The 26,343-nt window shown below is 67.5% G+C and carries 28 protein-coding genes and 1 tRNA gene; 14 read left to right on the top strand and 15 right to left on the bottom strand.

Annotated features, from left to right (window positions below; translation table 11 throughout):
- Positions 1-12 precede the first annotated feature (12 nt).
- Positions 13-1,476 carry a phospholipase D-like domain-containing protein gene (locus A9X01_RS17955; RefSeq protein ID WP_172832549.1) on the bottom strand — a complete coding sequence of 488 codons (1,464 nt, stop codon included), beginning with the start codon at positions 1,474-1,476 and terminating at the stop codon, positions 13-15.
- A 79-nt stretch (positions 1,477-1,555) separates the two neighbouring features.
- Here A9X01_RS17955 and A9X01_RS17960 point away from each other — a divergent pair, with 79 nt between their 5' ends.
- Positions 1,556-1,849: a hypothetical protein gene (locus tag A9X01_RS17960; RefSeq protein WP_065122034.1), complete on the top strand. Its 294-nt coding sequence runs from the start codon at positions 1,556-1,558 to the stop codon at positions 1,847-1,849.
- 122 nt (positions 1,850-1,971) lie between these two features.
- On the opposite strand, the gene A9X01_RS17965 is transcribed toward A9X01_RS17960, so the two are convergent.
- The 3 genes from A9X01_RS17965 to A9X01_RS17970 all read right to left on the bottom strand — a co-directional run bounded on the left by A9X01_RS17965 (position 1,972) and on the right by A9X01_RS17970 (position 3,573).
- The gene (locus A9X01_RS17965; protein ID WP_065122035.1) at positions 1,972-2,757 is read right to left on the bottom strand and encodes an adenylate/guanylate cyclase domain-containing protein; all 786 of its coding nucleotides are present in this window, start codon (positions 2,755-2,757) and stop codon (positions 1,972-1,974) included.
- Positions 2,758-2,824: 67 nt separating this feature from the next.
- Positions 2,825-2,989, bottom strand: a complete 165-nt coding sequence (locus A9X01_RS30000) for a hypothetical protein (protein WP_155772145.1) — start codon at positions 2,987-2,989, stop codon at positions 2,825-2,827.
- 29 nt (positions 2,990-3,018) lie between these two features.
- A complete protein-coding gene (locus A9X01_RS17970) occupies positions 3,019-3,573 on the bottom strand; it encodes a TetR/AcrR family transcriptional regulator (RefSeq protein ID WP_065122036.1) in 555 nt (184 codons plus the stop codon).
- A gap of 97 nt (positions 3,574-3,670) precedes the next feature.
- Between A9X01_RS17970 and A9X01_RS17975 the strand changes: the two genes are divergently transcribed.
- The gene (locus A9X01_RS17975; protein ID WP_065122087.1) at positions 3,671-5,191 is read left to right on the top strand and encodes a carotenoid oxygenase family protein; all 1,521 of its coding nucleotides are present in this window, start codon (positions 3,671-3,673) and stop codon (positions 5,189-5,191) included.
- Between the two features lie 85 nt (positions 5,192-5,276).
- Here the strand turns inward: A9X01_RS17975 and A9X01_RS17980 are convergent.
- Positions 5,277-5,360, bottom strand: a tRNA-Tyr gene (locus tag A9X01_RS17980).
- A gap of 68 nt (positions 5,361-5,428) precedes the next feature.
- Here A9X01_RS17980 and A9X01_RS17985 point away from each other — a divergent pair.
- Genes A9X01_RS17985 through A9X01_RS17995 form a run of 3 tightly spaced genes read left to right on the top strand, consistent with a single transcriptional unit; the run spans position 5,429 to position 8,480 of the window.
- Entirely contained in the window at positions 5,429-5,920 is a 492-nt protein-coding gene (locus tag A9X01_RS17985; protein WP_065035393.1) for a YajQ family cyclic di-GMP-binding protein, read from the top strand.
- A gap of 18 nt (positions 5,921-5,938) precedes the next feature.
- Positions 5,939-7,432, top strand: a complete 1,494-nt coding sequence (locus A9X01_RS17990) for a flavin-containing monooxygenase (RefSeq protein WP_065122037.1) — start codon at positions 5,939-5,941, stop codon at positions 7,430-7,432.
- 22 nt (positions 7,433-7,454) lie between these two features.
- Positions 7,455-8,480 carry an NAD(P)H-dependent glycerol-3-phosphate dehydrogenase gene (locus A9X01_RS17995; RefSeq protein ID WP_065122038.1) on the top strand — a complete coding sequence of 342 codons (1,026 nt, stop codon included), beginning with the start codon at positions 7,455-7,457 and terminating at the stop codon, positions 8,478-8,480.
- A 57-nt stretch (positions 8,481-8,537) separates the two neighbouring features.
- Here the strand turns inward: A9X01_RS17995 and A9X01_RS18000 are convergent, their stop codons facing one another.
- The 3 genes from A9X01_RS18000 to grcC1 form a co-directional block, all read right to left on the bottom strand.
- Positions 8,538-8,780 carry a helix-turn-helix transcriptional regulator gene (locus A9X01_RS18000; protein ID WP_065122088.1) on the bottom strand — a complete coding sequence of 81 codons (243 nt, stop codon included), beginning with the start codon at positions 8,778-8,780 and terminating at the stop codon, positions 8,538-8,540.
- Positions 8,781-8,840: 60 nt separating this feature from the next.
- Positions 8,841-9,704, bottom strand: a complete 864-nt coding sequence (htpX, locus tag A9X01_RS18005) for a zinc metalloprotease HtpX (RefSeq protein WP_036352352.1) — start codon at positions 9,702-9,704, stop codon at positions 8,841-8,843.
- A gap of 94 nt (positions 9,705-9,798) precedes the next feature.
- A complete protein-coding gene (gene grcC1 / locus A9X01_RS18010) occupies positions 9,799-10,806 on the bottom strand; it encodes a nonaprenyl/(2E,6E)-farnesyl/geranylgeranyl diphosphat synthase (RefSeq protein ID WP_065122039.1) in 1,008 nt (335 codons plus the stop codon).
- A gap of 45 nt (positions 10,807-10,851) precedes the next feature.
- Here grcC1 and menJ point away from each other — a divergent pair, with 45 nt between their 5' ends.
- From menJ to A9X01_RS18025, 3 genes are all read left to right on the top strand, one after another.
- Positions 10,852-12,066 carry a menaquinone reductase MenJ gene (gene menJ, locus A9X01_RS18015; protein ID WP_253849167.1) on the top strand — a complete coding sequence of 405 codons (1,215 nt, stop codon included), beginning with the start codon at positions 10,852-10,854 and terminating at the stop codon, positions 12,064-12,066.
- Between the two features lie 115 nt (positions 12,067-12,181).
- Positions 12,182-12,868: a class I SAM-dependent methyltransferase gene (locus A9X01_RS18020; RefSeq protein WP_065122041.1), complete on the top strand. Its 687-nt coding sequence runs from the start codon at positions 12,182-12,184 to the stop codon at positions 12,866-12,868.
- Between the two features lie 30 nt (positions 12,869-12,898).
- Complete coding sequence (locus A9X01_RS18025) at positions 12,899-13,234, top strand: DUF732 domain-containing protein (RefSeq protein WP_065035387.1); 336 nt, start codon at positions 12,899-12,901, stop codon at positions 13,232-13,234.
- On the opposite strand, the gene A9X01_RS18030 is transcribed toward A9X01_RS18025, so the two are convergent.
- The gene (locus tag A9X01_RS18030; RefSeq protein ID WP_065122042.1) at positions 13,235-13,924 is read right to left on the bottom strand and encodes a demethylmenaquinone methyltransferase; all 690 of its coding nucleotides are present in this window, start codon (positions 13,922-13,924) and stop codon (positions 13,235-13,237) included. It abuts the gene before it with no gap.
- Between the two features lie 65 nt (positions 13,925-13,989).
- On the opposite strand from A9X01_RS18030, the gene A9X01_RS18035 reads away from it, so the two are divergent.
- Positions 13,990-14,814, top strand: a complete 825-nt coding sequence (locus A9X01_RS18035; protein WP_065122043.1) for an SDR family oxidoreductase — start codon at positions 13,990-13,992, stop codon at positions 14,812-14,814.
- A gap of 3 nt (positions 14,815-14,817) precedes the next feature.
- Here A9X01_RS18035 and A9X01_RS18040 read toward each other — a convergent pair whose 3' ends face one another.
- From A9X01_RS18040 to A9X01_RS18065, 6 genes are all read right to left on the bottom strand, one after another.
- Positions 14,818-15,924, bottom strand: coding sequence for a glycosyltransferase family 4 protein (locus tag A9X01_RS18040; protein ID WP_065122044.1), 1,107 nt, complete (start codon positions 15,922-15,924; stop codon positions 14,818-14,820).
- A 67-nt stretch (positions 15,925-15,991) separates the two neighbouring features.
- Entirely contained in the window at positions 15,992-16,492 is a 501-nt protein-coding gene (locus A9X01_RS18045; protein WP_065122045.1) for a DUF3592 domain-containing protein, read from the bottom strand.
- Positions 16,489-18,147, bottom strand: a complete 1,659-nt coding sequence (menD, locus tag A9X01_RS18050; protein WP_065122046.1) for a 2-succinyl-5-enolpyruvyl-6-hydroxy-3-cyclohexene-1-carboxylic-acid synthase — start codon at positions 18,145-18,147, stop codon at positions 16,489-16,491. The genes A9X01_RS18045 and menD overlap by 4 nt, the downstream gene beginning before the upstream one ends.
- A gap of 34 nt (positions 18,148-18,181) precedes the next feature.
- The gene (locus A9X01_RS18055) at positions 18,182-18,970 is read right to left on the bottom strand and encodes an alpha/beta fold hydrolase (RefSeq protein WP_065122047.1); all 789 of its coding nucleotides are present in this window, start codon (positions 18,968-18,970) and stop codon (positions 18,182-18,184) included.
- Entirely contained in the window at positions 18,967-19,884 is a 918-nt protein-coding gene (locus tag A9X01_RS18060) for an o-succinylbenzoate synthase (RefSeq protein ID WP_253849168.1), read from the bottom strand. The genes A9X01_RS18055 and A9X01_RS18060 overlap by 4 nt, the downstream gene beginning before the upstream one ends.
- Before the next feature lie 50 nt (positions 19,885-19,934).
- Entirely contained in the window at positions 19,935-21,539 is a 1,605-nt protein-coding gene (locus A9X01_RS18065; RefSeq protein ID WP_065122049.1) for an amidohydrolase, read from the bottom strand.
- Between the two features lie 77 nt (positions 21,540-21,616).
- Here A9X01_RS18065 and fadD8 point away from each other — a divergent pair, with 77 nt between their 5' ends.
- The 5 genes from fadD8 (at position 21,617) to A9X01_RS18090 (ending at position 26,332) form a co-directional block, all read left to right on the top strand.
- Positions 21,617-23,218: a fatty-acid--CoA ligase FadD8 gene (gene fadD8, locus A9X01_RS18070; RefSeq protein WP_065122050.1), complete on the top strand. Its 1,602-nt coding sequence runs from the start codon at positions 21,617-21,619 to the stop codon at positions 23,216-23,218.
- 102 nt (positions 23,219-23,320) lie between these two features.
- Positions 23,321-23,770, top strand: a complete 450-nt coding sequence (locus tag A9X01_RS18075; RefSeq protein ID WP_065122051.1) for a nitroreductase family deazaflavin-dependent oxidoreductase — start codon at positions 23,321-23,323, stop codon at positions 23,768-23,770.
- On the top strand, positions 23,770-24,435 hold the full coding sequence (locus tag A9X01_RS18080; RefSeq protein ID WP_065122052.1) for a hypothetical protein: 666 nt from the start codon (positions 23,770-23,772) through the stop codon (positions 24,433-24,435). The genes A9X01_RS18075 and A9X01_RS18080 overlap by 1 nt, the downstream gene beginning before the upstream one ends.
- Positions 24,432-25,334 (top strand): 1,4-dihydroxy-2-naphthoyl-CoA synthase, encoded by a 903-nt coding sequence (locus tag A9X01_RS18085; protein WP_065122053.1) that lies wholly within the window; start codon positions 24,432-24,434, stop codon positions 25,332-25,334. Before A9X01_RS18080 ends, A9X01_RS18085 begins: the two co-directional genes overlap by 4 nt.
- A gap of 122 nt (positions 25,335-25,456) precedes the next feature.
- Complete coding sequence (locus A9X01_RS18090) at positions 25,457-26,332, top strand: SDR family oxidoreductase (RefSeq protein WP_065122054.1); 876 nt, start codon at positions 25,457-25,459, stop codon at positions 26,330-26,332.
- Positions 26,333-26,343: the final 11 nt, after the last annotated feature.

Genomic DNA, 26,343 nt, shown 5'->3' on the forward strand with positions numbered 1-26,343 from the left:
CAGGGTTCCGGGTCAGCCACGGAGTCCCGTGATGAACCGCTGTACGGTCCGGGCCAGTGACCGCGGCACGTGGTCCGGGTCCATTAGGTCGTTCTCGGCCAGCGGACCCGCCTCGCCGGACACGGTGTCCTCGGTGAGTGGCCGCAACGTCTTGCCCCGACCACGAAGTGCCTCAAGGGATTTCAGGACAGAACCGGATTGCCCCGCCACCCGCTCGAATTCGCTGACCGACACGCCGAGGTGTTCGGCGATCAACCGGTCACGCACGCAGACGATTTGACGCCGAACGTCGTCGTAGGTCCCATCCGCGGGATGCGCCTCGATTGCCAGGTCGCATTCGCTGTCGAACCCCAACGACCGATTGTTGATGTTGGATGATCCGATACGCAGCAGCCGATCGTCGATCGCCAGCACCTTCGAGTGAACATAGATCGGCGTACCGCCGTCGGTCACCGGCCAATAGACACCCAATCGCCCCTGCGTGTCCGCCTCCCAGAGCAGCCGCAGGAGCAGATGACGCGCACTGTCCATCGCCCCCCGTTCGAGCGGGTTGTTGCCCCGTCGCGGCAGGACGATGACGATCTCGGGACCGTCGTTCTCCTTCAATCGATCGGCCAGGGCCTCGACGATGCGTCGCGCCGCCAGGTACTGATTCTCCAGATAGATGGTGCGTCGCGCCAAGGCGATTGCCTTCAGATTCAGTGCCTCGACCTCGCGGACCTCGCCGCGGTCCTCCGATTCCGGGATCGTGCGGGATATAGCTACGTCGACGTCGCGGAGGATGGGCTCCACCCTGCCGGGCCACGCGGCATGCCTGGCCTCCACCGGCGCCAACGATTCGCCGGTCGCATTTCGCCACCGCTCCCTGGCCTGCTCGGCGAGAGCCGCTGCGGCAGCGCCGTCGACGAGCGCGCCCACCTCGTGACGCGGCCCGTAGCTACGCCCCAGGGCGCGCCGCCGGCGGCTGCCGTGCTGATGCGCCGGGGTGTCCCAGCGCCCGATGGTCAGATCGATTCCGCCGCAGAACCCCACCGCATCGTCGATCACCACGATCTTCTGGTGGTGGACCGATCCGGTCGGATGGTCGCCGTCGACGGCGAAGTGCAGTCGCTTGTTGCTGATCTGGTTCACCAGCGACACCGGGGTAAGTCCGAACCACACGTCGTCGAACACCGGCAGCAGGCGCAGATTGGACTTCAGCAGGTAGATCTGCAGATCCGGGCGCTTGCGCAGCATCCAGTACAAGAAGGTGCCCAGTTGATTGGGGCCGGGCAGGGTCCTGGCACCCCGCTCAAAAGCCATCCTGAGGTCCAAATCCCAACCGATGAGCATGATCCGGTGCTGGGCGCGCAGCATTGCGGCCTTGACGTGCCGGAAATAGTCGGCGGCATCGATCACCATCGTGAACTGCCCGGCGCGCGCCAAGCGCCAGCAGGTTTGGCCGGGCACAAGCAGTCGATCCTCTGGCACGCTCATTCTTTGCCGTATCTACCCATATTTCTGCCGCGCGCAACGCGAGGGCGCGACGGCGGGCCCGGTTGGGTTAGCGTAAGCCATGACCAAGGCCGGCCTCTGGCTGAACGCGGTGCTCGCGACGGCCGGGATCGTCGCGTTCCTGGTAATGGCGGGATTCTTCGGCTACAAGTGGTTGGCGCACGATGAAGAAAACCGCGCGTATGCGTGTGGCAGCGGTACGCGGGGCGGCACCTGTTTTGAAGGTGAAACGGTCAACATGGTCCTCACCTTCGTTTTCGGTGGTATCGCGGTGCTGGGGATTGTGCTGTTGGTGCATTCCATCCGCCACCACCGCCGCGCTGAAGAACCGGCGCCACGCTGGCGTGACATCTGAGGCTTTGCCTTCCTGCTCGCGCCGCGAAACCCTTTCTTGCCAGTGCATTTCATTGTCGACCGGTTCGCCGACTCGATCGTCGAGTGGGAGGTCATTGGCAAATTAGTTGCGCGAGTGGGCCTTTACTGCGGACTGCGCACCACGCGGGCATCAATCGGCTGCTGGTGGCCGCGCAGATTCAGCCGCCGCTGCGGCGCGCCCGCGGTGAGTTCGTCGGCGACCCCCGCCGCCACGAGCAGTTCCCCGCCGGCTGCGTGCTGCTGCATCCGCGCCGCGACGTTGACCGGGTCGCCCAGGGCGGTGAAGTCGACGACTGCCTGCCCGACGTTGCCCACATACGCGACACCGGCGTTGACCGCCACGCCCACGTCGATCCACGGCTCACGCCCGCTTCGGTAACCGACCGCCTCGAGCAGGTCCCGCCCCGCCAGCACCGCCCTGCGTCGGTAGTCGGGACCGCTGATGCCACGGACGAAGAACGCCATCACCTCGTCGCCGATCAGCTTGTCGATCACGGCGTCGTGGCGCAGCAGGGTGTGCGTCGCGGCGGCGTAGAAGCGGTTCAGCAGGCCGGCGAAGTCGGTGGCGTCGCGATGCTTGCCCAGCATCGTGGAGCCGCGCACATCGGCGAACAAGACCGCGATGTCCACCTCGGCGCCCCCGGACGGCAACGCGTCGCAACAACGGCTGCACAGGTTGGGGTTCTTGCGCGAGGGGGTGAACCCGGCGACAGCGAGGATGCGGCCGACCGGGCCCCCGAACGGGTTGTTGCACACTTTGCAGCGCGGCGCCGAGGGCAGATACCGAAACATGCGGCGCGCCTTCACCAGCGGGGCATGACCGTCCGTTAGGACCTTGTCCCACAACTGGTGGGACACGACCGGGGGCTCGATATCAGCGACAACCATGCGGACATCTTCGAGCTTGCGCCTCAATGGCGCATGGGGCATCCGCCTCAACGAGTTTTGGGCCCGCTTAACGCCAACGCGCGAACAGCCGGTGGGGCTTGTTTCCCTTGCGCCCGAGTTCGGCGCAGCAGGGACCGTAGGTGTTGCCCTGCGGCGTGCGTCGTGACTGCCATACCGGCACGTTGCGCTCGCAGAAGAAGCACGTCACCGTCCAGACTTTGCGGCTAGCCATGACTCGAGGGTAGCGCCCGAACCCGTCCATCAGTGCCGGGCGATGGCGCGGCTGACCGTTTCGGCCACTTCCCGATCGGTGAGGGCGCTGTCCTCGATCAAGGTGTGCGACAGAACGGTCCGAACCACGACTTCAGCGGCGGCGACCGGAGTCAGGGCGAGCTGATCGGGATCGGGTATTGCCGGGGCGACCATGGCAGCCACCGTCTGCACCAGGCTCTTACGTGAATTGTCAATGGGCAAACCGGCGTACAGCAGCCAGTGCGGCTCGTGGTCGCGCACGTAGACGAACGCATGGTGATTCCGCAGATAACGCAGCGCAGCGGTGACGACGGAGGTCACCTGCGAGGTGAAATCGGCTTCCCGGTCGAGATCGGCGAGGGTGGCGACGATCATGGCGCCGATCTCCTGCTGGGCGACCGCCGCGAGGAGGCCGTCTTTTCCGCCGAACTCACGGTAGGCGGTAGCACGTGAGACGCCGGCGCGGGCCGCGACCTGGCTCAAGGTCAGCCGATCGATGCCGTTATCGACGATCAACGCCAGCGCGGCCTGGACCAGTTGCGACGACGAGCGAGTCTTGGCCACCGCTCAGTTGTACTCGACCCCATTGCGTCCGACGCTGAACTGAGACTAAATTGGCAATCAGTCTCAGTTTGGGTCCTTCTGCCGCCGAGGAGTGCTCGTGGTGTCTCGTTCTCCGCTGCAATCGCGCGCTGGCGCCGACCTGACCGGGTTGCCCGATCTGGGGCGATACCTTGCGTCGTTGCCGGACAAGGAACGGGATCGAGCGACGGCGTGCCTCGGTGCGCTCGGCGATGCCGACCTAGCAAGCCTGGGGGTCAGCGAGGCGCAACCGGTCGAACACGACTACCCGGTTGACGACATCGACGGATGCATTCCGGCCGACCTCGAGGGAACCCTGTACCGCAACGGACCCGGCCGCTGGCAGGACCACAGCGGTCGGCCGCTGCACCATCTGTTCGACGGAGATGGCATGCTCTCGGCCTTCAGCGTCGCCGATGGCTCGGTTCACTACCGGAACAAATATGTTCGGACCCGCCACTACCTCGGCAAGACCGGATTGCGCCATCTGGGCACCGCCGCTCCCGGCGGGATCAAGGCCAATATCGGCCGACTGGTGCCAAATCTGGCCAATACCAACGTGGTTGAACACGCCGGCAGGTTGTATGCGCTGTGGGAAGGCGGACCTCCCCACGAGATCGACCCCGTCACACTGGAAACCATCGGCGTCCGGCGGTTCGGGGGCGAGTTGCGCTGGGTGGGTTCTTATTCGGCGCATCCCAGCACGTGCCCGCAGAGCGGCGACATGTTCAACTTCGGGGTCGAATTCATTCCGAGACCGCATCTGCGCATCTACCGGACCGACCCGACGGGCAAACTGAAGCACTTCCGTTCGGCACCACTTCCGTACGTCACCATGGTGCACGACTTCGCCCTCACACCAAGCCATCTGGTGTTCGTGGTGTCACCGATCATCCCGGACGCCGTTCCGGTGGCATTGGGGCTCAAATCATTAGGCGATGGCCTGCGGTACCGGCCCGATCGCGGCAGCGTCTTCATATTGGTGCCGCGTGACGGTGGCAAGATACGCACCGTCGAATACGGAGCCGTCATGGTGTTCCACCTCAGCAATGCGTACGACGACGGCGGCGACACCGTGATCGATGCGATCACCTATCGCGACGGACGGTTGCTGAAGCGGATCAGCCGATTTCATACCAGCATCCTCGACGACGCGCCGTCGGTCTTCATGCGTTACCGAATCACGCGCTCGGGGCGCGTCCTTGGCGAAGCGCTCTCCGACCTACCGTGCGAGTTCCCGCGCCACCACGCCGCATACGAGGGTCGAAAATACCGCTACGCCTACATCAATACCCGTCGCCATCTCGCCGCGTTCTACGACTCGATCACCAGAATCGACCTGAGCGACTCGTCCGAATCCACCTACACCACGCCCGAGGCGGGCAACAGCTTCTGCGAGCCGGTGTTCACCCCCAAGCCGAACGCCGCCTCGGAGGATGAGGGCTGGGTACTTTCCGTGGAGTACCAGGCCCGGACCCACACGTCTCGGCTGGTCATCTTCGACGCGGCCGACATCGCCGGAGGTCCGATTGCATCCGCCGGTTTGCGCCACCACATCCCGCAGGGTTTCCACGGCAACTTCGTCGCGCGATCCCGCTGAGTGCTGCCGACCGCTTGCCGCCCAAGAAAGAACCCGGACCCTGAAAAGTGGGTCCGGGCTGGTCCGATGTCCTGAGACATCGGTCTGGTGGCAGGTACAGGATTCGAACCTGTGAAGCTTTCGCGACGGATTTACAGTCCGCTCCCATTGGCCGCTCGGGCAACCTGCCGCCTAGCAGGTTACAACGAACGGGTAGACAGTTCACAAACGGCTAGCACGATCAGGAAGGGCTATCGCATGGCGGACTCATCGTTCGACATCGTCAGCAAGGTCGACCGGCAGGAGGTCGACAACGCGCTCAACCAGGCCGCGAAGGAACTATCCACCCGTTTCGACTTCCGCGGGACCGACACCAAGATCGCCTGGAAGGGCGAGGAGAACATCGAGCTGACCTCGTCCACCGAGGAGCGGGTGAAGGCGGCCGTCGACGTCTTCAAGGAGAAGCTGATCCGTCGCGACATCTCGATGAAGGCCTTCGAGGCCGGCGAGCCGCAAGCCTCCGGCAAGACCTACAAGGTGACCGGCACCCTCAAACAGGGCATCAGCAGCGAAAACGCGAAGAAGATCACCAAGCTCATCCGCGACGAAGGGCCGAAATCCGTCAAGACCCAGATCCAGGGCGACGAGGTCAGGGTCACCAGCAAGAAGCGCGACGACCTGCAGGCCGTGCAGGGCCTGCTCAAACAGGCCGATCTCGACGTCGCGCTGCAGTTCGTCAACTACCGCTAACTTCCAGCGAGGTTCCCGATGACCGTGACCAACCAGCACGTCGACACCGACCGCTTCGACGTCCTGATCGTCGGCGCCGGCATTTCCGGGATCGGCGCGGCCTACCGCATCGCCCAGCGCAACCCGTGGCTGCGCTACACGATCCTGGAGCGCCGCGACCGGATCGGCGGCACCTGGGACCTGTTCCGCTACCCCGGCGTGCGGTCGGACAGCAGCATCTTCACGCTGAGCTTTCCGTTCGAGCCGTGGACGCGCGAGGAAGGCGTCGCCGACGGCGACCACATCCGCGAGTACCTGGCCGACACCGCTCGCAAGCACGGCATCGACCGGCACATCCGGTTCAACAGCTACGTGCGCAGCGCGAACTGGGACTCCAGCACCGACACCTGGACCGTGACCTGCGAGCAGGACGGGGCCGTCAAGCAATACCGCACCCGGTTCCTGTTCTTCGGCAGCGGCTACTACAACTACGACGAGGGTTACACCCCCGACTTCCCCGGCATCGAACGGTTCGGCGGCACCGTCGTGCATCCCCAGCACTGGCCCGAAGACCTGGACTACACCGGCAAGAACGTGGTGGTGATCGGCAGCGGGGCCACCGCGGTGACGCTGATTCCGTCGATGTCCGAACGCGCCGGCAAGGTGACCATGCTGCAGCGCTCACCGACGTACATGATCGCGGCCTCGAAATACAGCAAGTTCGCTTGGTTCAGCCGAAAGGTTCTGCCCCGCAGGCCTTCTCACCTCACCATCCGGTTCTACAACGCCCTGATGGAAGGGGTGCTGTGGTTCCTGTCGCGCAAGACCCCCGCGTTCATCAAGTGGCTGCTGCGCCGCAAGGCGGTCCAGAACCTGCCCGAGGGCTATGCGGTCGATGTGCATTTCAAGCCCCGGTACAACCCCTGGGACCAGCGGCTGTGCCTGATTCCCGACGCCGACCTGTACACCGCCATCGCCGACGGCCGCGCCGAGGTGGTGACCGACCACATCGACCATTTCGATGCCACCGGAATTGCGCTCAAGTCGGGCAAGCACCTGGACGCCGACATCGTCGTCACCGCGACCGGCCTGCAGCTGCAGGCCCTCGGCGGTACCCGGATCAGCATCGACGGGGTCGAGATCAATCCCACCGACCGCTTCGTCTACAAGGCGCACATGCTCGAAGACGTGCCCAACCTGTTCTGGTGTGTCGGCTATACGAACGCGTCCTGGACCCTGCGTGCCGACATGACCGCCCGCGCCACGGCCAAACTGATCGAGTACATGGCCGCGCACGGTTACACCCACGCGAGCCCGCACCTGGGCGACGAGCGAATGGATGAGAAGCCCGCGTGGGACATCCAGGCCGGCTATGTGCGCCGGGCGCTGCACGCGCTGCCGAAATCGGGAACCAAGCGGCCGTGGAATGTGCGACAGAACTATTTCGCCGACGCGATCGATTACCGATTCGATCGGATCGACGAGGCAATGGTGTTCGGACGCGCCGCCGACCGGGCAGCTTTGGCGGGCTAGTTTTGGGTTTACGCTAAGCCTCATGGCAGCCGACAAGCGCGAACCCAAAGTCGTTGTCCTTGGTGGCGGATCCTGGGGCACCACCGTGGCGTCCATCTGTGCGCGCCGGGGGCCGACGTTGCAGTGGGTGCGCTCGGAGGAAACGGCCAAGGACATCAACGAGAACCACCGCAACAGTCGCTACTTGGGCGACGCGGTGGAGCTGTGCGAAAACCTGCGCGCCACTACCGACTTCGTCGAGGCCGCCAATACCGCCGATGTCATCGTGATGGGCGTTCCGTCGCACGGCTTCCGTGGTGTGCTCACCGAACTGGGCAAGGAACTGCGCCCGTGGGTGCCGGTGGTCTCGCTGGTGAAGGGCCTCGAACAGGGCACCAACATGCGGATGTCGCAGATCATCGAGGAGATCCTGCCCGGGCACCCGGCCGGCATCCTGGCCGGGCCGAACATCGCCCGCGAGGTGGCCGAGGGCTATGCCGCCGCCGCGGTGCTGGCGATGCCCGACCAGCATCTGGCCACGCGGCTGTCCACGCTGTTCCGCACCCGCCTGTTCCGCGTCTACACCACCGATGACGTGGTCGGCGTCGAGATGGCGGGCGCGTTGAAGAACGTCTTCGCGATCGCCGTCGGGATGGGCTATTCGCTGGGCATCGGTGAGAACACCCGCGCGCTGGTGATTGCCCGGTCGCTGCGGGAAATGACCAAACTCGGAGTGGCCATGGGCGGTGACGCCCAGACCTTCCCCGGCCTGGCCGGCCTCGGTGATCTGATTGTCACGTGCACCAGCCAGCGCAGCCGTAACCGGCATGTCGGTGAACAGCTAGGCGCGGGCAAGCCGATCGAGGAGATCATCGCGTCGATGAACCAGGTCGCCGAGGGCGTCAAGGCGGCGAGCGTGATCATGGAGTTCGCCAACGAGTTCGGCCTGAACATGCCGATCGCACGCGAGGTCGATGCGGTGATCAACCATGGGTCCTCGGTCGAGCAAGCCTACCGCGGTCTGGCCGCCGAGATCCCCGGTCACGAGGTGCACGGGTCGGGTTTCTAGGATCGCCAAGCGATTTCGACAACCGTATCCGCTTGTGCGCCAGCGCGGGCCGCGGCCCTAATCGGCCTCGATGGCGATGTGCAGCCGCTTGCCGCACAGCTGCGCCAACCTGTCTAGCACGTCAACGCGCGGTGACTCGGCACCCGTCTCCCAGGCGTCGACATCGGCCTTGCTGACTCCGAGCGCGGTGGCCAGTTGCTCCTGGCTCAGTTCCGCGCCGGCCCGGGTCTCGAAGATCAACTCAGCGACATTCAGTGAGACACCGGCTTCATGAACTTCCATCGATTTGCCCTGCGGCATTGCAATCACAGCCTTTTGGAGTTGTCCTGCTCGTTGTCGATACGGCAGGTATACCCCAATCTAGCCGCGCGCCATCGCCTCCAGGCGACGGATGCGGTCCTCGATCGGCGGGTGCGTGGAGAACAGCGACCCGATGCGCTCGCCAGCGCGGAATGGGTTGGCGATCATCAGATGTGCCTGGCTGGCCAGTTGCGGCTCGGGCGGCAACGGAGCCATCTGCACCCCGCCGGAGATCTTGCGCAACGCCGACGCCAACGCAAGCGGGTCACCGGTCAGCATCGCCCCGGATTCGTCGGCCTGGTACTCCCGCGAGCGCGACACCGCCAGCCGGACCACCGTGGCGGCGATCGGGCCTAGCAGCGAAACAAGCAGCAGCGCAAAGGGATTGGCGCCACCTTCGCGGTTGCCGCCGAACGCGCCGAAGAACATCGCCATGTTGGCCAGCGCGGTGACCACCGACGCGAGCGCACCGGCGACGCAGGAGATCAGGATGTCGCGGTTGTAGACATGGGACAGCTCATGGCCCAGGACCGCACGCAGCTCGCGCTCGTTGAGGATCTGCAGAATGCCGGTGGTGCAGCACACCGCGGCGTTGCGCGGGTTGCGGCCGGTCGCGAACGCATTGGGTGCGCTGGTGTCACTGATGAACAGCCGGGGCATGGGCTGATGGGCCGCGGTGGCGAGCTCGCGCACGATCTTGTACATCACCGGGGCCTGTAATTCGGACACCGGCTGGGCGTGCATGGCGCGCAAGGCCAGCTTGTCGCTGTTGAAGTAGGTGTAGACGTTGAGGCCGACGGCGAACAGCGTCGCCAGGATGAGCGCCGTCTTCCCGAACAGGGCGCCGACGAACACGATCAACGCGGACATACCGACCAACAGCACGAAGGTCTTCAGCCTGTTGGCATGCGGATGCCAGGTCATTTTTGTGTCCTCCTACGAACACCTCAGCTTGTCTTGACTTCAGCCGATCAACGCTCGAGCGGACAGTCAAGGTTCCGGACGGCGGGAATTCGTCCTACCCGTGCCGGCTGACGGTGTAGTCGACCAGGGCCCGCAGCGCGGTCCGGCCCGGGCCGTCGGGCAACAACTCCAGCTCGTGGCGTGCCTGGTCGGCGTACTGCGCGAGGGTCTCCTTGGCCTTGGCCATCCCCGACGACGACCGCAACAGCCGCAACGCCTCACCCACCTCGGCGTCGTCGTGAATGGGCCCGGCCAGCAGCTCACGCAGCCGCGCACCCTCGGGTGCTGTTTCTTCCAGCGCGTAGAGCATCGGCAGGGTACGGACGCCTTCGCGCAGGTCGGTGCCCGGCAGTTTGCCGGATTCATCGGATTCGCTGTCGATGTCGATGATGTCGTCGGCGATCTGGAACGCGGTACCAACGATGGCGCCAAGCCGGCTCAACCGTTCGATCTGCTCGTCGTCAGCGCGGGAGAACATGCCGCCGAACCGGCCCGCGGCCCCGATCAGGCTGCCGGTCTTCTCATGGACCACCCGCAGGTACTGCTCGATGCGATCCGCACCCTCCGGGGTCCCGCGGGTTTCCCGCATCTGACCGGTCACCAGCTCGGCGAAGGTGTCGGCGACGATCCGCACCGCTTCGGGACCCAACCGGGAGACCAGTCGCGACGCCGTCGCCAGCAGGTAGTCGCCGGCCAGGATGGCCACGTTGTTGCCCCACCGCGCGTTGGCGCTGGGCGCGCCGCGACGCACTTCCGCCTCGTCCATGACGTCGTCGTGGTACAGCGTCGCGAGGTGGATGAGCTCGACCACCGCGCCCGCCAGCGTCACCTCCGGGTTGTCCGGGTCGGGTCCGGTGTGCGCGCTGAGGACGGTGAACAGCGGGCGGAAACGCTTGCCGCCGGCCTGGAACAGATGCAGCAGCGACTCGGTCATCACCTCGTCGGAGCCACGCAATTCGGCATCCATGAGCTGCTCGACCCGGCCCACGCCGTCGCGCACGGTAGCGGCGAAATCGGCGTCGCCGAAGTCCACGCCCGCCACCACCGTCGCCGGAGTTCTCATTCGACCAACATACTGGTGGGCGTGGAGAACCAAGCCGCCAGAGCCCTGCACGCCGACGTGGTCGTCGTGGGCGCCGGACCCGCCGGGTCGGCGGCGGCCGCCTGGGCAGCGCGAGCGGGCCGGGATGTGCTGGTCATCGACTCGGCCAGCTTCCCGCGGGACAAGGCCTGCGGCGACGGGCTGACGCCGCGCGCAATCGCCGAGATGGAGCTGCTGGGGCTCGGCGAGTGGCTGGCCGGCCGGATCCAGCACCGTGGGCTGCGGATGAGTGGCTTCGGTGGCGAGGTCGAGGTCGCCTGGCCGGGTCCCTCGTTCCCCGCCCACAGCAGCGCGGTGGCGCGGACGGAGCTCGACGACCGGATCCGCAAGGTCGCCGAGGAATCCGGGGCGCGGATGCTGTTGGGCACCAAAGTTGTTGGGGTGCACCATGACTCGTCACGGCGCGTGACGTCGCTGACACTGGCCGACCGCACCGAGGTGACCTGCGGCCATCTGATTGTGGCCGACGGGGCGCGGTCTTCGCTGGGCCGCAAATTGGGCCGGCGCTGGCACCAGGAAACGGTGTACGGCGTGGCGGCGCGCGGCTACCTGGCCACCGCCCGCGCCGACGACCCTTGGCTCACGTCGCACCTGGAACTGCGGTCGCCGGACGGCGCCGTGCTGCCCGGCTACGGCTGGATCTTCCCGCTGGGCAATGGCGAGGTGAACATCGGCGTCGGCGCACTGTCGACCACCAAGCGACCGGCCGACCTCTCGTTGCGGCCGCTGATCTCCTACTACACCGACCTGCGCCGCGACGAGTGGGGTTTCGAAGGCGGTCCGCGGGCGGTGGCCTCGGCGTTGCTGCCGATGGGGGGCGCGGTGTCCGGGGTGGCCGGACCCAACTGGGTGCTGATCGGCGACGCCGCGGCCTGCGTGAATCCGCTCAACGGCGAGGGCATCGACTACGGGCTGGAGACGGGTCGACTGGCCGCCGAGGTGCTGGATTCGCCCGACCTGTCGCAGCTGTGGCCCGCGTTGCTGACCGACCACTACGCCCGCGGCTTCTCGGTGGCCCGCCGGCTGGCGCTGCTGTTGACCTTCCAGCGGTTCTTGCCGGCGACCGGACCGATCGCGATGCGCTCCACGACCCTGATGCGCATCGCGGTCCGGGTGATGGCCAACCTGGTCACCGACGAAGACACCGATCTGGTGGCCAGGGTGTGGCGCAGCGGCGGGCGCGCATCGCGGTTGATCGACCGCCGACCACCGTTCAGTTAGGTAGCGCGAGCAGACGCTGAAGCCCCCGCGCGCACGGCGCGTCGGGGGCTTCAGCGTCTGCTCACCCATATCAAGGTGGTTGACATATATCAGGACGGTTGATATACCTACCGGTATGAATACGCCAACAGAATTCGAGTTCGAATCCGTTTACCGTGGCGAATCCGCCAGCATGGGCGAGGGCGTGCGGCCCCCGTGGAGCCTGGGCGAGCCGCAGCCGGAGCTGGCCGCCCTGATCGAACAGGGCAAGTTCACCGGCGACGTGCTCGACGCCGGCTGCGGCGAGGGCGCCATCTCGTTGGCTCTGGCCAAGCGCGGCCACACCACCGTTGGCCTGGACTCCTCGCCCACCGCCATCAAGCTGGCCCAGGCCGAGGCGCAGAGGCAGGGAGTCACAACCGCCACATTCGCGGTGGCCGACATCACCGATTTCGGCGCTTACCCGCCGGGGTCGGCCGGACGGTTCGGCACCATCGTGGACAGCACCCTGTTCCATTCGATGCCCGTCGAGCTGCGCGAGGGTTACCAGCGCGCGATCGTGCAGGCCGCCGCACCGGGTGCCCGCTACTTCGTGCTGGTCTTCGACAAGGCAGCCATCCCCGACCCCCCGCCGTTTGCGGTGACCGAGGAAGAACTGCGCGAGGCCGTCGCCAGGCACTGGGTGATCGACGAGATCCGGCCGGCCCGCATCTACGCGTACATCCCGCCGAACTCGACGAGCGAGCGCTTCATCGCCCACGACGAACCCGACGGCCGCAAATCGGTCGGGGCGTGGCTGCTCGCCGCACATCTGGGGCAATAGCGTGCACAAGCCAGGTGTATAGTCCGTCTAATGAAGCGCACACGGCTGGCTGTTTTCGCTGGGCTGGCGGTTGCCGCGATCGGGTTTGCGGCACCCGCCCAGGCCGATGACTACGACCAGGTCTTCAACAAAACGCTGAACGGGTTCGGCATCTACGGCCCGCAGGACTACAACGCCTGGCTGGCCAAGATCAGTTGCCAGCGTCTGGAGCGGGGCGTCGATCACGACGCCCACCAGGCGGCGACGTTCCTGCAACGCAACCTGCCCCGCGGCACCACCCAGGGTCAGTCGCTGCAGTTCCTCGGCGCCGGCATCGACCACTACTGCCCCGAGCAGGTCGGCGTTCTGCAGCGCGCCGGCACCTAGTCAGGCCGGCTTGTACGCGGCGTGCAGCGCCACGATGCCGCCGCTCAGATTCCGCCACCGCACCGCCGACCACCCAGCGCGCGAAATCGCGTTCGCGAGCGCCGCCTGATCCGGCCACGCCCTGATCGACTCGGCGAGGTAGACGTAGGCGTCGGGGTTGCTTGACACCGCGCGCGCCACCCGCGGCAGCGCCTGCATCAGATATTCCTTGTACGCCGTGGCGAACACTTTGCTTGTCGGAGTGGAGAATTCGCACACCACCAACCGGCCGCCGGGTTTGGTGACGCGGGCCATCTCGCGCAGCCCGGCGGGATAGTCGGCCACATTGCGCAGGCCGAAACTGATTGTCACCGCATCGAATACCTCATCGGCGAACGGCAGCTTGGTCGCGTCACCCGCGACCTTGGGCACCGCACGTGCGCTGCCGGCGGCCAGCATGCCGACCGAGAAGTCGGCCGCCACACACCACGCGCCGGACTTGGCCAACTCGACCGTCGAGACGGCGGTACCCGCGGCGAGATCGAGGACCTTCTGGCCGGGCCCGATCCCCAGCGCCGCGCGGGTGGCCCGACGCCAGAACCGGTCCTGGCCCAGCGAAAGCACGGTGTTGGTGAGGTCATAGCGGCGTGCGACGCCGTCGAACATCGACGCGACGTCGCGGGGATCTTTGTCGAGGTCCGCGCGGCTCACGCCTCAGACGCTACCGGCCCGGCGCGCGCGGGAATTCACCGCCGGTCACTGCGTTACATCTTGGCGTGAGCGAAAAAGTTTGGTTTATCACCGGTACGTCGCGCGGCTTCGGACGGGAATGGGCCGCCGCCGCACTGAAACGTGGCGACAAGGTGGCCGCTACCGCACGAAACACCGCGACGCTGGACGACCTCGTCAGCCAATACGGTGACGCGGTGTTGCCGATTCAGCTGGACGTCACCGACCGCGAGGCGGATTTCGCTGCCGTCAAGCAGGCACACGACCACTTCGGGCGCCTGGACATCGTGGTCAACAACGCCGGATACGGACAGTTCGGGTTCATCGAGGAGCTGACCGAGCAGGAGGCTCGCGACCAGATCGAGACGAACGTCTTCGGCGCGCTGTGGATCACCCAGGCCGCGTTGCCCTATCTGCGGGCACAGGGCAGCGGGCACATCATCCAGGTCTCCTCGATCGGTGGCATCAGCGCGTTTCCCGACGTCGGCATCTACCACGCATCCAAGTGGGCGCTAGAGGGGTTCTCCCAGGCGCTGGCCCAGGAGGTCGCGCCGTTCGGTGTGCACGTCACGCTGATCGAACCCGGCGGCTTCGACACCGACTGGAGCGGCTCGTCGTCCAAGCGCGCCACGCGCCTGCCCGACTACGCCGACGTACACGCCGCGCAGGACGAGTGGCGCAAACAGCGCTGGGCCAAGCCCGGCGATCCGTCCGCCTCGGCGGCGGCGGTGCTGAAGGTGGTCGACGCCGAAAAGCCGCCACTGCGAGTATTTTTCGGAGCGGGACCGCTGCAGATCGCTAAGGAGGACTACGAGAACCGGCTGCGCACCTGGGAGGAATGGCAGCCCGTCGCCGAACTCGCGCAGGGCTAGGGCTCAGGCGTAGCGCCGGGTGAGGCTCGGGCGCGCCGGAGCGGCCAGCACCGCTTCGTAGTGGCCGAGCAACTCGTCGCAGATGACCGGCCAGCTGCGGCCCAGCACACTGCGCCGCGCTGCCGGGGCGTAGCGCCGCCGTTGCTGCAGCAGGTGCGCGACGGCATTGGGCAGTTGCGCCTCGAACTGCCCCACCGGCAACAGCAGCCCGGTGCGGTACGGGGTGACCAGGTCGCGCGGGCCGCCGGCGTCGGGGGCGATAACCGGCAACCCCGACGCCAGCGCTTCCTGCACGACCTGACAGAACGTCTCGTGCTCCCCGGGGTGCACGAAGACGTCCATGCTGGCATATGCCGCGGCCAGCGCGCTGCCGTACAACGCCCCGGTGAAAACCGCTGTGGGCATTGCCGATTGCAGCTTGACGCGGTCGATGCCGTCGCCAACTACAACGACCTGCACCGAGTCGTCGGCCGCCTCGCCCCGGAAAAGCACGTCGAGCGGCTTGCCGTGCGGGGACCACCGGCGGCGCAGCACCTCGTCGCACGCAGAGGGCGCGAAGCGGATCAGGTCCACTCCCCTGGCCCACCGGTGTACCCGTGGGAACCGCTGCGCGGCAAGGACTTCCATGGTGGGCGTGGAGGGCGCCAGGGTGCGGTCGGCGAGACTGTGCAGGTGCCGGAACCACGCCCACGCGGCCCGGGTGGTCATCGGGATGCCGTAGCTGGCCGCGAAGCCCGGCACGTCGGTCTGATAGACCGCCACCGTCGGCACACCCAGCCGGCGCGCGGCGAGCATCCCGCCGTAGCCGAGCAGCGCCGGTGAAGCCAGATGAACCACGTCCGGATCGAACCCGCGCAGCACCCGCAACATCTTCGGGGTGGGTACGCCCAACGGCAGCGTCGTCACCTTGGGGAACATCCGCGACGGCGCCCGATGCACCCAGACACCGTCGTGCAGGCGGTCGGCGCGCGGCTCACCGGCCGGGTTGTCCGGCGCGATGACGATCGCCTGGTGCCCGGTTCGGCGCAGATGCTCGAGGACCCGGACCACCGAGTTGCTGACACCGTTGACCTGTGGAAGGAACGATTCGGCGACGATCGCAACGCGCACGACACCACGGTGGCAGCGCCGCCTGTCGGCAAGGTTGCCGACGGGATACGCGTCGCAGAATCCGGGGCTACGAACCGGTGCGTTTGTGCAGCCGCTTGTCCAGCACCGCGAGCAGCGTCAGAGCGACGGCGGCCGCCAACCAGCCGACCACCGCGATCGACCCCGCCGGGATGATCGCCAGCCCGGCGTTGCGGTGCTGCACCCGCACCAGGTTGGGGTCCCGCTTGTTGTACTCGACGTAGATCCGCATGCCGGTGGCCAGCTCGGACGGGTAGAGAACCCCCAGCTCGGGCCGGTAGGTGACCCGCTCGGGCGTGACGAACTCGATGGTGGAGCGCCGCGGCCCGGCGCTGAGCACCTCGGCCTGCGCCACCCCCATGTTGCGCTGGATCGCCAGATCGTTGCGCCACGCGCCGGCCACCAGCAGCACCGATTGCAGGGTCACCAGGAAGGTGACGATCAGCACAGTGATGCGCGCCCAGCGCACCACAATCCTGGCCCTGGTGTCCGGCCTGTCCTCGGTGGTGCCATGAATCAGTATGCGCACCAACCGTTTCAGCGACGTCAAAGGGCCGCCCTGATCGCCGCGTGCAATCGTCGCAGCGACGACCGGTCCGCCTTGACCTCCAGCACCCGCATACCCTCGCCGGGTTCGTCGAGGGCGGCCGCCAGCTCCTGGACCTCGATCTGACGGCTCTCCACGTGGTAGGCGCGGCACAGCGCGCCCACATCGACGTCGTGTGGGGTGCCGAAGATCCGGGACGAGACGTCGCTGAAGCGCGGGTCGCCCTGCTCGAGCAGTTCGAAGATCCCGCCGCCGTTGTCGTTGGACACCACGATCGTCAGGCGGCGGGGTGTGGGTTCGGTGGGCCCGATCAGCAGCCCGGAACTGTCGTGCACAAAGGTCAGGTCACCGATCAGCGCGACCGTGCGGGGCGGGTCGTCCTGGTCGGCGACGCGCGCGTGCGCCAGTGCCGCGCCGATCGCGGTGGACACGGTCCCGTCGATGCCGGCCACGCCGCGGTTGGATCGCACCCGGATACCGCGCGTGTCCAGCGCGACCAGCGCAGCGTCCCGCACCGGGTTCGACGCGCCCAGCACCAGCTGGTCACCGGGCCGCAGCGCGTCGGCCACGGCGGCGGCGACGTGCAGGCCGGTGGTCAGCGGGTGCTCGGCGAGCTGGGTGCGCACCGCGGCGACGGCCTGCTGGTGCAGCTCGCCACAGCGGCGCAGCCAGGCGGGGTTGGGCGCTCCCGAGGTGACCGCCCGGGTGCCGTTGGCCTGGGAGTTGCCCGACACGTCCGGCCAGCGCGGACCCGTCGTCAGCGCATACACCGGCACGCTGGGGTCAGCCAGCAGCGTCGAAACCGGGCGGTGCAGGGTCGGCCGGCCCAGCATGATCACCTGCTGGGGACGTAGCAGCGGCAGGGCGAGGGGATGCAGCGGGTTGGTGGCCGGCGGCGCCGTCGGCTCGGCGACGGTCGGCAATTCCGCCAGATTGGGGTAGCTGCCCGCGCCGTGCCCGGCGATGACGACGGTGTCTGGCGTGAGGTCGATGTCGAGCGGTTGGTCGAAGGTGACCGGCGGTGTGTAGGTCCACGGCTTGCCGTCGGGACGTCCGGGCGGGGTGGGCGCGTTCAGGTGTTCCGGGTCGGGCACCAGGGGTTCGCGCAGCGGGATGTCGAAGTGCACCGGCCCGGCGTTCGCGGTACGAGAACCCAAGGCCGCCACCAACACTCGGCTGGTGGCCGAGCGCCAGGTGGCGTTCAGGGCGGGAATCCGTTCGGGCGCGTCTTCGGCCAGGCCCAGGCTGATGGTGGCGCGCACCTGCGACCCGAAGTAGCCCAGCTGCTCCATGGTCTGATTGGCCCCGGTGCCCAGCATTTCGTAGGGCCGGTTGGCGGACAGCACGATCAACGGCACCCGAGCGTAGTTGGCCTCGACGACCGCGGGTCCGAGGTTGGCCACCGCGGTGCCCGATGTCATCGCGATACACACCGGCGCGGGACCGTTTGAGCCCCCGATGGCCAACCCGATGGCCAGGTAACCGGCGGTGCGCTCGTCGATGCGCACGTGCAACCGCAGCCGGCCGGCCCGATCGGCGTCGTGCAGGGCGAACGCCAGCGGCGCGTTCCGCGACCCGGGACACAGCACCACGTCGCGCACCCCACCGCGGATCAATTCGTCGACGACGACGCGGGCCTGGGTCGTCGAGGGGTTCACTACTACAGAGTGTCACAACCTGCGTCGCAGCGGCTCAGGCCTTCACGCCGGCGAAGAACTTGAGCATCGCCGCATTCACCGCCTCCGGGCGTTCCAGGAAGCCCAGATGACCGGTGTCGGGGATCTGCAGGTAGCGGCCGTTGGGCAGCGCGTCGGCGACCTCGCGGCCCAGGTAGGGCGGCGTGATCACGTCATCGGAGAAGCCGATCACCAGCACGGGCGCGGCGACGGTGCGGTAGACCGGCAGCCGGTTGATCAGCGGCGCGACGTCGAGTTGGGCGCGGAAGCCCGGCGTGAGTTTGGTGGGCCACATGCTGAACATCGCGATCCAGTCCGCGACTGCCGCGTCATCGTTCAGGGTCTTGCGGGAAAAGCTTTCCAGCAGACGGATTTTCGCGTCATAGGTGGGCGGCAGCCCGGGTCCGGCCCCGTCCAGGTCGGCCTCGGCCTGGTGAAAGAACTGCCGGGTCCGGTCCAGTCGGCCGCGGGTGGCCATCAGCACCGCGGAGCTGACCAGCTCGGACCGGACCACCATCAGTTCCTGGGCGATGAACGAACCCATCGACACCCCCACCAGGCGCACCGGCCCGAGATCCAGGGATTCGATCAGGGCAGCGGTGTCGGCCACCATGGTCTGGGCCGTGAAACCCTCGGCGTTCTCGGTGGCGCCGATGCCGCGATTGTCGAACGTGACGCAGCGATATCCGGCGGCCAAAAACGCCGGCACCTGATGCAGCTGCCAGGTGCGTCCGGCGCCACCGCGCCCGGAAATAAAGACAACCGGCTCACCGGTCCCCTTGTCGTCGTAAGCCAGGTTGATCACCCGAACGACGGTACAAGCAACGGGTAGCAGGCCTTGACTCGGTCAATCCACCACTGCCGCCGATCCCCCGGCGCCGCCAGTGCCGCCAACCGCCCCGGTTCGGGTGCCACCGGTTCGACACCCAGGAAGCCGTCGACGGGCACGGCGGGCGCGGTGACGTCGTCGACGAACAACCGTCCGGTGCCCAGCCCACAGGCGTGCCGCAACTCCGGCAGGGCCGCCGCGGCGAGCAAACCACGGCCGATGCCGACCGCCGAATCCAGCGCGCTGGACACCACTATCGGAATGTCGATCTGTCCGGCGATCTCGAGGACCTTCGAAATCCCGCCCAGCGGAGCCACTTTCAGGACAGCGACATCCGCGCCACCGGCCCGGACCACGGCCAGCGGGTCATCGGCCTTGCGGATGCTTTCGTCCGCGGCGATCGGCACGTCGACCCGGCGTCGCAGTTCGGCGAGTTCGGCGACGGTGGCGCAGGGCTGTTCGAGGTATTCCAGCGGGCCGTCGGCCGTCAGCGCGGCGGCGGCCGCGGCGGCGCTTTGCACATCCCAGCCGCCGTTGGCGTCCACCCGCACGGTCGGGATCAGCGTCCGGGTCGCATTCACGCGCTCCACGTCCTGCGCCAGGCTCTGGCCCGGCTCGGCGACCTTGACCTTGGCGGTGCGGGCGCCGGGGAAACGCGCCAGGACGTCGGGGACCTCGGCGGCGCTGACCGCCGGCACCGTCGCGTTGATCGGGATGCGGTCCCGGCGCGCCGGCGGCGGCTGTCGGTAGGCCGCCTCGATCGCCGAGGCGAGCCAGTGCGCGGCCTCGGGCGGCTCGTACTCCACGAAGGCCCCGAATTCGCCCCAGCCGGCCGGGCCCTCGATGAGTGCCAGTTCCCGGGTGGTGATGCCGCGGAAACGAACGCGCATCGGCAGCGCCACCACGTGCAGGCGATCCAGCAGGTCGGACAGCGTTAGGGTCACCGCGGATAAACCTGCCGACCGGCCAGGTAGGTCGCTCTTATTTCCAGGTCGGCGATCTGCTCGGGCGGGACCGTGCGCGGGTCAGCCGAGAGGATCACCAGGTCGGCGTACTTGCCGACCTCCAGCGAGCCGATCGCGTCGTCGGCGAAAAGCTGCCAGGCGGCGTCGATGGTCTGCGCCCGGATCGCCTGCTCGACCGTGAGCCGCTCCTGGGGCGCGAGCACTCGGCCGCTTGGGGCCACCCGGGTCGCGGCGACGCTGATGTTGCGCAACGGCTCCTCGGGCGTCACCGGCGGGTCGTTGTGCAGCGAGATGCGCATGCCGGTGGCCACGGCGGATCCGGCCGGCATCCAGCGGCTGCCGCGTTCGGGCCCGAACAGGCCGTCGACGATCACGTCGCCCCAGTAGTGGATCTGGTCGACGAAGATGCTGCAGGTGACGCCGAGATCGGCGGCGCGCTGCAGTTGCTCGGGCCGGATGGCGCCGACGTGTTCGAGTCTCAATCGATGGTCGGTGCGCGGGTGTTGGCGCAGCGCTTCCTCGTAGACGTCCAGGATGGTGTCCACGCCGGCGTCGCCCTGCACGTGGCAGGCCATCTGCCAACCCAGCGGCAGGTAGGCGCCGACGATCTCGGTCAGCTGCTCCTTGGTGTAGTTGGCGCAACCGCAGGATCCGGGCTCGATGCCCGCGCTGCGGGTGGCCGGGGTGTCCAGGTAGGGGAAGGACAAAGCGATGTTGCCGATCCACGGCGAGCCGTCCACCCAGATCTTGATGCCGACCTGCCGCAGCATGTCGTCGCCCTCGCCCGGCGTGGCGTCGGTGGACATCTGCGCGTTGGACACCTCGTAGGTGCGTAGCCGCACCGTCAGGTCGTTGTGCAGCTGCTCGACCAGCGGCTTGAACTTCGGGTCGAAGGCCATCTCCGAGCAGGTGGTCAGGCCGGCCCGGTTGAGCCGGGCGCATTCGGCGCGCAGCATGTCCGGGTAGCTGCCGGCCGAGATGGCGCCGCCCAGCAGCGGGAACACGGCACCGATCTCTTCGGCGGTGCCGTCGAGTTCGCCGTTGGCGTCACGGCCGTATTTGGCGCCCTTGGGGTCCGGGGTGTCGCGGGTCAGGCCGTTGGCCTGTGCCGCGCGGGAGTTGAAGTAGGCCTTGTGCCCGGAGTTGTGGATGATCACCAACGGGCCGTCCGGTGCGACGCCGTCCAGCCAACTCAGCGTGGGGTCCGGCAGTCCCGGCTGCAGCAGGGCGTCCCAGCCGTTGAGGTAGGCGCCGTCGGCTCCGCGTCTGGCGACCTCGCGCTTGATCGTGTCGATGACCCGGCCGGGGTCGCGGATGGTGACCGGGCGGATGTCGACGATCCGATCCGACAGCGCCACCGCTTCCATCAGCGGATGGCCGTGCGCCTCAACGAAACCCGGCATGACGCAGCCGTCGCCGATGTCGATGCGGCGGGTGTTTTCGCCTACGTGGGATTCGACGTCGGAACGGTCGCCGACGGCGACGATTCGCCCGTTGGCAATCGCGATCGCCTCGGCGGTCGGCCGGTTTTCATCGACGGTGAGGACGGTTCCGGTAATGACGACATCTGCGGCGACCATGGGCAGTAACCCTACTGATAAGTGCGCTGCGCAAGGGTGCGGCCGAGCGGAATTGCAACACGTTCTAGTCTGACCTTATGAGTGACGATCTGTTGCGCAATCCGACCCATAACGGCCACCTGCTGGCGGGCGCGCTCAAGCGCCACAAGAACAGGCCGGTGCTGTTCCTCGGGGACACCACGCTGACCGGCGGTCAGCTGGCCGAGCGGATCAGCCAGTATGTCCAGGCCTTCGAGGCGCTCGGCGCGGGCACCGGCGTGACGGTGGGTCTGCTGTCGCTCAATCGGCCCGAAGTCCTGATGATCCTGGGCGCCAGCCAGACGCAGGGTTACCGGCGCACGGCCCTGCATCCGCTCGGGTCCTTGGACGATCACGCCTACGTGCTCTCGGACTGCGGCGCCAGCTCGCTGATCATCGATCCGAATCCGATGTTCGTCGAGCGCGCGCTCGGGTTGCTGGAGAAGGTGGGCTCGCTCAAGCAGATCCTCACCATCGGGCCGGTGCCCGAGGCGTTGGCGGGGGCGGCCGTCGACCTGTCCGCCGAGGCCGCCAAGTACGACCCGCAGCCGCTGGTGGTGGCGGACCTTCCGCCGGATCACATCGGCGGCATGGCCTATACCGGCGGCACCACCGGCAAGCCCAAGGGCGTGATGGGCACCACCGGCAACATCGCCGCCATGACCCAGATCCAGCTCGCCGAATGGGAGTGGCCCGAGCACCCGCGGTTCTTGATGTGTACGCCGCTGTCCCACGCAGGTGCGGCGTTCTTCACGCCCACCGTGGTCAAGGGCGGCGAGATGGTCGTGCTGGCCAAGTTCGACCCGGCCGAGGTGCTGAGAGTTATTGAGGAGCAACGCATTACGGCGACCATGCTAGTGCCGTCGATGCTATATGCCCTGATGGACCACCCGGATTCGCACACCCGGGACCTGTCGTCGCTGGAGACGGTGTACTACGGCGCTTCGGCGATCAACCCGGTGCGGTTGGCCGAGGCGATCCGCCGGTTCGGCCCGATCTTCGCGCAGTACTACGGCCAGTCCGAGGCGCCGATGGTGATCACCTACCTGGCCAAGGCCGACCACGACGAAAAGCGGCTGACCTCTTGTGGCCGCCCGACGCTGTTCGCGCGGGTGGCGCTGCTCGGCGAGGACGGCAAGCCGGTGCCGCAGGGCGAACCGGGCGAAATCTGTGTCAGCGGACCGCTTTTGGCCGCCGGGTACTGGAACAAGCCGGAGGCGACGGCCGAGACCTTCAAAGACGGCTGGCTGCACACCGGCGACATGGCCCGCGAGGACGAGGAGGGTTTCTACTTCATCGTCGACCGGGTCAAGGACATGATCGTCACCGGCGGTTTCAACGTGTTCCCCCGGGAAGTCGAGGATGTGATCGCCGAGCACCCGTCCGTCGCGCAGGTCTGCGTGGTGGGCGCGCCGGACGAGAAGTGGGGCGAGGCCGTCACCGCGGTGGTGGTGTTGCGGGCCGACGCTGCCCGCGACGACGCGGCTATCGAAGCCATGACCGCCGAGGTTCAGGCCGCGGTCAAGGAGCGCAAGGGTTCGGTGCAGTCGCCCAAGCGGGTGGTGGTCGTCGACGCGCTGCCGTTGACCGGGCTGGGCAAGCCGGACAAGAAGGCCGTGCGCGCGCAATTCTGGGAGGGCGCCGGCCGCGCGGTCGGCTAACGTTCCTTTGCGCGAGCAGACGCTTACGCACCTTTTTTGCGGCGTGTCGGGGTGCTTTCGCGTCTGCTCGGCACAGAAAAGTGGCCCGCTACGCTGGCAGGCATGGCTGAGCGGATCAAACCCCCGTGGTGGCTGAAGCCTGCGAACAAGGTTTTCATCCAAATGTCGAAGCTGGGCATGAAGTTCGGCGGCGAGAGCCCGGTGGTGCTGACGGTCCCCGGCCGCAAATCCGGCAAGCCCCGCTCGACACCGATCACCCCGATGAACTTCGCGGGTCATCGCTACGTCGTGGGCGGCTTCCCCGGTGCCGACTGGGTCCGAAACGTCAGGGCCGCAAGCGAAGTCACGCTGCAGCGGGGGCGCACCGCCGAACGCGTCCGACTCGTGGAGCTCTCCCCCGAAGACGCCAAGCCGGTACTGCGTGCGTTTCCCGACGAGGTGCCGACCGGGGTGAGCTTCATGAAGCGGGCCGGACTCATCAGCGAAGGCCGGCCCGAGGAGTTCGAGGCACTGGCCGGACGGTGCGCGGTATTCCGGTTCGATCCGGTTTGATGCTCCGCCCGCTGTTCGTCGTACCGTTGGCCGTGGCCTTCCTCGCGTTGCCCGCGCCCCGGGCCGTCGCCGCGCCGGGCTGCGCGCCCGGCGGCAACCCGGCACCGACCGGGGCCGCCGAACGGCAGGTCGGCGATCTCGACGGCGACGGGTTGCCGGACACGCTGTGGGTCGCCACCGGCCGGCTCGTCGGCGTCAGCACCGCCAGCGGGGCCAACACGCAGGTGCAGATCGCCACGGCCAGCCCAATGCCGTTGCAGGCGTTGGCTATTGACGCGCAAGACGACGGCAATCACCAGGTCGTGGTCAGTACCGGGCGCAACGCCCACCTGTATGTGTTCGCCGACTGTCGACTGCAGGCCGCGCTCGACAGCCACTACCGCAGACCGTTCCTTTTCGATCTGGAAAACCTGGCCGGCAACGGCACCGGGGTTGGCTGCAGCGATCTCGTTGACGGTCGCCACCTGGTCGGATTGCAGGCCCTTCAGGACGCCGACCAATGGACGGTGCGGCGCACCGAGATCGACCTGAACGCCACCCTGGCCTCCACCGGGCGGTCGGACACGCTGACCGCCGCATCTGCACAGGATCCCGTGGTGACGAGCGCTCAGACCATCAGCTGCGGCGACCTCACCATCAACCAGGACGGAGTTCAAGAGCCTTGAGCGACAACCCATTCGATGCGACACAGTGGCGACTCGTCGACGGGTTCGGCGACCTGACCGACATCACCTACCACCGCCATGTGCAGGACGCGACGGTACGGGTGGCGTTCGACCGCCCGGAGGTGCGCAACGCGTTCCGCCCGCACACCGTCGACGAGCTGTACCGGGTGCTCGACCACGCCCGGATGTCCCCCGACGTGGGCGTGGTGCTGCTGACCGGCAACGGGCCTTCGCCGAAGGACGGCGGCTGGGCGTTCTGCTCGGGGGGCGATCAGCGCATCCGGGGACGCAGCGGCTACCAGTACGCCAGCGGCGAGACCGCCGACACCGTGGACGCGGCGCGGGCCGGCCGGTTGCACATCCTCGAGGTGCAGCGGCTGATCCGGTTCATGCCCAAGGTGGTGATCTGTCTGGTCAACGGGTGGGCCGCCGGCGGCGGGCACAGCCTGCACGTGGTCTGCGACCTGACGCTGGCCAGCCGCGAGCATGCCCGGTTCAAGCAGACCGACGCCGACGTGGGCAGTTTCGACGGCGGCTACGGCAGTGCCTATCTGGCGCGACAGGTCGGCCAGAAGTTCGCCCGCGAGATCTTCTTCCTGGGCCGGCCCTACACCGCCGAGCAGATGCATCACATGGGCGCGGTCAACGAGGTGGTCGACCACGCCGAGCTGGAGACCGTGGGCGTGCAATGGGCGGCCGAGATCAACGCCAAATCGCCTCAGGCGCAGCGCATGCTGAAGTTCGCGTTCAATCTGCTCGACGACGGCCTGGTCGGCCAGCAATTGTTCGCCGGGGAAGCGACCCGGCTGGCCTACATGACCGACGAGGCCGTCGAGGGCCGCGATGCGTTCCTGCAGAAGCGGCCCCCGGACTGGAGCCCGTTCCCCCGCTATTTCTGAGCCGCCGCCCGCCGCGCGTCACGCCGGCCGACTCACCGAGCGTCACGCCAGCGTGGCGGTCGGTGCCCAACGCCACGCTGGCGTGACGCTCGACACCATAGGCCCCCTCCTAGACTCTTAGCGTGAGTAAGAGTCCACTGCGGCGATTGACCGAACAGCTGGTCCTGGCCAGCATGCGCCCACCCGTCTCGCCCCAGGTGCTGGTGAATCGCCCCGCGATCAAGCCCGTCGAGCTCGACGGCAAGCGCATCCTGCTGACCGGTGCCTCGTCGGGCATTGGGGAGGCGGCGGCCGAGCAGTTCGCCGAGCGCGGCGCCACCGTCGTCGTCGTCGCCCGGCGTCGGGACCTGCTCGACGACCTCGCCGACCGGATCACCGCTGCGGGCGGCACGGCGATATCCATCCCGTGCGACGTCTCCAACATGGACGCGGTCGATGCGCTGGTCGCCGACGTCGAGAAGCGCATCGGCGGAGTCGACATCCTGATCAACAACGCCGGCCGGTCCATCCGCCGTCCGCTGGAACAGTCGCTGGAGCGCTGGCACGACGTCGAGCGCACGATGGTGCTCAACTATTACGCGCCGCTGCGGCTCATCCGCGGACTGGCGCCCGGGATGATCGAACGCGGCGACGGCCACATCATCAACGTCTCGACCTGGGGTGTGCTCAACGAGGCCGCGCCCCTGTTCTCGGTCTACAACGCTTCCAAAGCGGCGCTGACGTCGGTCACCCGGATAGCCGAAACCGAGTGGGGCCCCAAGGGTGTGCATTCGACGGCGCTGTACTACCCGCTGGTGGCGACGCCGATGATCGCGCCGACCAAGGCGTACGAGGGCATGCCCGCGCTGACCTCCGAAGAAGCCGCGGAATGGATGATCACCGCGGCCCGCACCAGACCGGTGCAGATCGCCCCCCGGATGGCGATCGCGGCCAAGGCGCTGAACACCGTCGGCCCCCGGTGGGTCAACACGCTCATGCAGCGGCGCGCGACCACCTAGGCGTGCTAGAC

This window comes from Mycobacterium asiaticum, assembly GCF_001668675.1.
In the GTDB taxonomy this organism is placed as follows: domain Bacteria; phylum Actinomycetota; class Actinomycetes; order Mycobacteriales; family Mycobacteriaceae; genus Mycobacterium; species Mycobacterium asiaticum_D.

What these genes read in the sequence shown, in the direction of transcription:
- A9X01_RS30000 (WP_155772145.1), bottom strand. Translation starts at nt 2,989, where the DNA reads ATGGCTAGCCGCAAAGTCTGGACGGTGACGTGCTTCTTCTGCGAGCGC.
- A9X01_RS18025 (WP_065035387.1), top strand. Translation starts at nt 12,899, where the DNA reads ATGAAGCGCACACGGCTGGCTGTTTTCGCTGGGCTGGCGGTTGCCGCG.
- A9X01_RS17985 (WP_065035393.1), top strand. Translation starts at nt 5,429, where the DNA reads ATGGCGGACTCATCGTTCGACATCGTCAGCAAGGTCGACCGGCAGGAG.
- A9X01_RS18060 (WP_253849168.1), bottom strand. Translation starts at nt 19,884, where the DNA reads ATGCGCGTTCGTTTCCGCGGCATCACCACCCGGGAACTGGCACTCATC.
- grcC1 (WP_065122039.1), bottom strand. Translation starts at nt 10,806, where the DNA reads ATGAGAACTCCGGCGACGGTGGTGGCGGGCGTGGACTTCGGCGACGCC.
- A9X01_RS18020 (WP_065122041.1), top strand. Translation starts at nt 12,182, where the DNA reads ATGAATACGCCAACAGAATTCGAGTTCGAATCCGTTTACCGTGGCGAA.
- A9X01_RS18080 (WP_065122052.1), top strand. Translation starts at nt 23,770, where the DNA reads ATGCTCCGCCCGCTGTTCGTCGTACCGTTGGCCGTGGCCTTCCTCGCG.
- A9X01_RS18075 (WP_065122051.1), top strand. Translation starts at nt 23,321, where the DNA reads ATGGCTGAGCGGATCAAACCCCCGTGGTGGCTGAAGCCTGCGAACAAG.
- fadD8 (WP_065122050.1), top strand. Translation starts at nt 21,617, where the DNA reads ATGAGTGACGATCTGTTGCGCAATCCGACCCATAACGGCCACCTGCTG.
- A9X01_RS17960 (WP_065122034.1), top strand. Translation starts at nt 1,556, where the DNA reads ATGACCAAGGCCGGCCTCTGGCTGAACGCGGTGCTCGCGACGGCCGGG.
- A9X01_RS17990 (WP_065122037.1), top strand. Translation starts at nt 5,939, where the DNA reads ATGACCGTGACCAACCAGCACGTCGACACCGACCGCTTCGACGTCCTG.
- htpX (WP_036352352.1), bottom strand. Translation starts at nt 9,704, where the DNA reads ATGACCTGGCATCCGCATGCCAACAGGCTGAAGACCTTCGTGCTGTTG.
- A9X01_RS18000 (WP_065122088.1), bottom strand. Translation starts at nt 8,780, where the DNA reads ATGCCGCAGGGCAAATCGATGGAAGTTCATGAAGCCGGTGTCTCACTG.
- A9X01_RS17995 (WP_065122038.1), top strand. Translation starts at nt 7,455, where the DNA reads ATGGCAGCCGACAAGCGCGAACCCAAAGTCGTTGTCCTTGGTGGCGGA.
- A9X01_RS18065 (WP_065122049.1), bottom strand. Translation starts at nt 21,539, where the DNA reads ATGGTCGCCGCAGATGTCGTCATTACCGGAACCGTCCTCACCGTCGAT.
- A9X01_RS17965 (WP_065122035.1), bottom strand. Translation starts at nt 2,757, where the DNA reads ATGGTTGTCGCTGATATCGAGCCCCCGGTCGTGTCCCACCAGTTGTGG.
- A9X01_RS17955 (WP_172832549.1), bottom strand. Translation starts at nt 1,476, where the DNA reads ATGAGCGTGCCAGAGGATCGACTGCTTGTGCCCGGCCAAACCTGCTGG.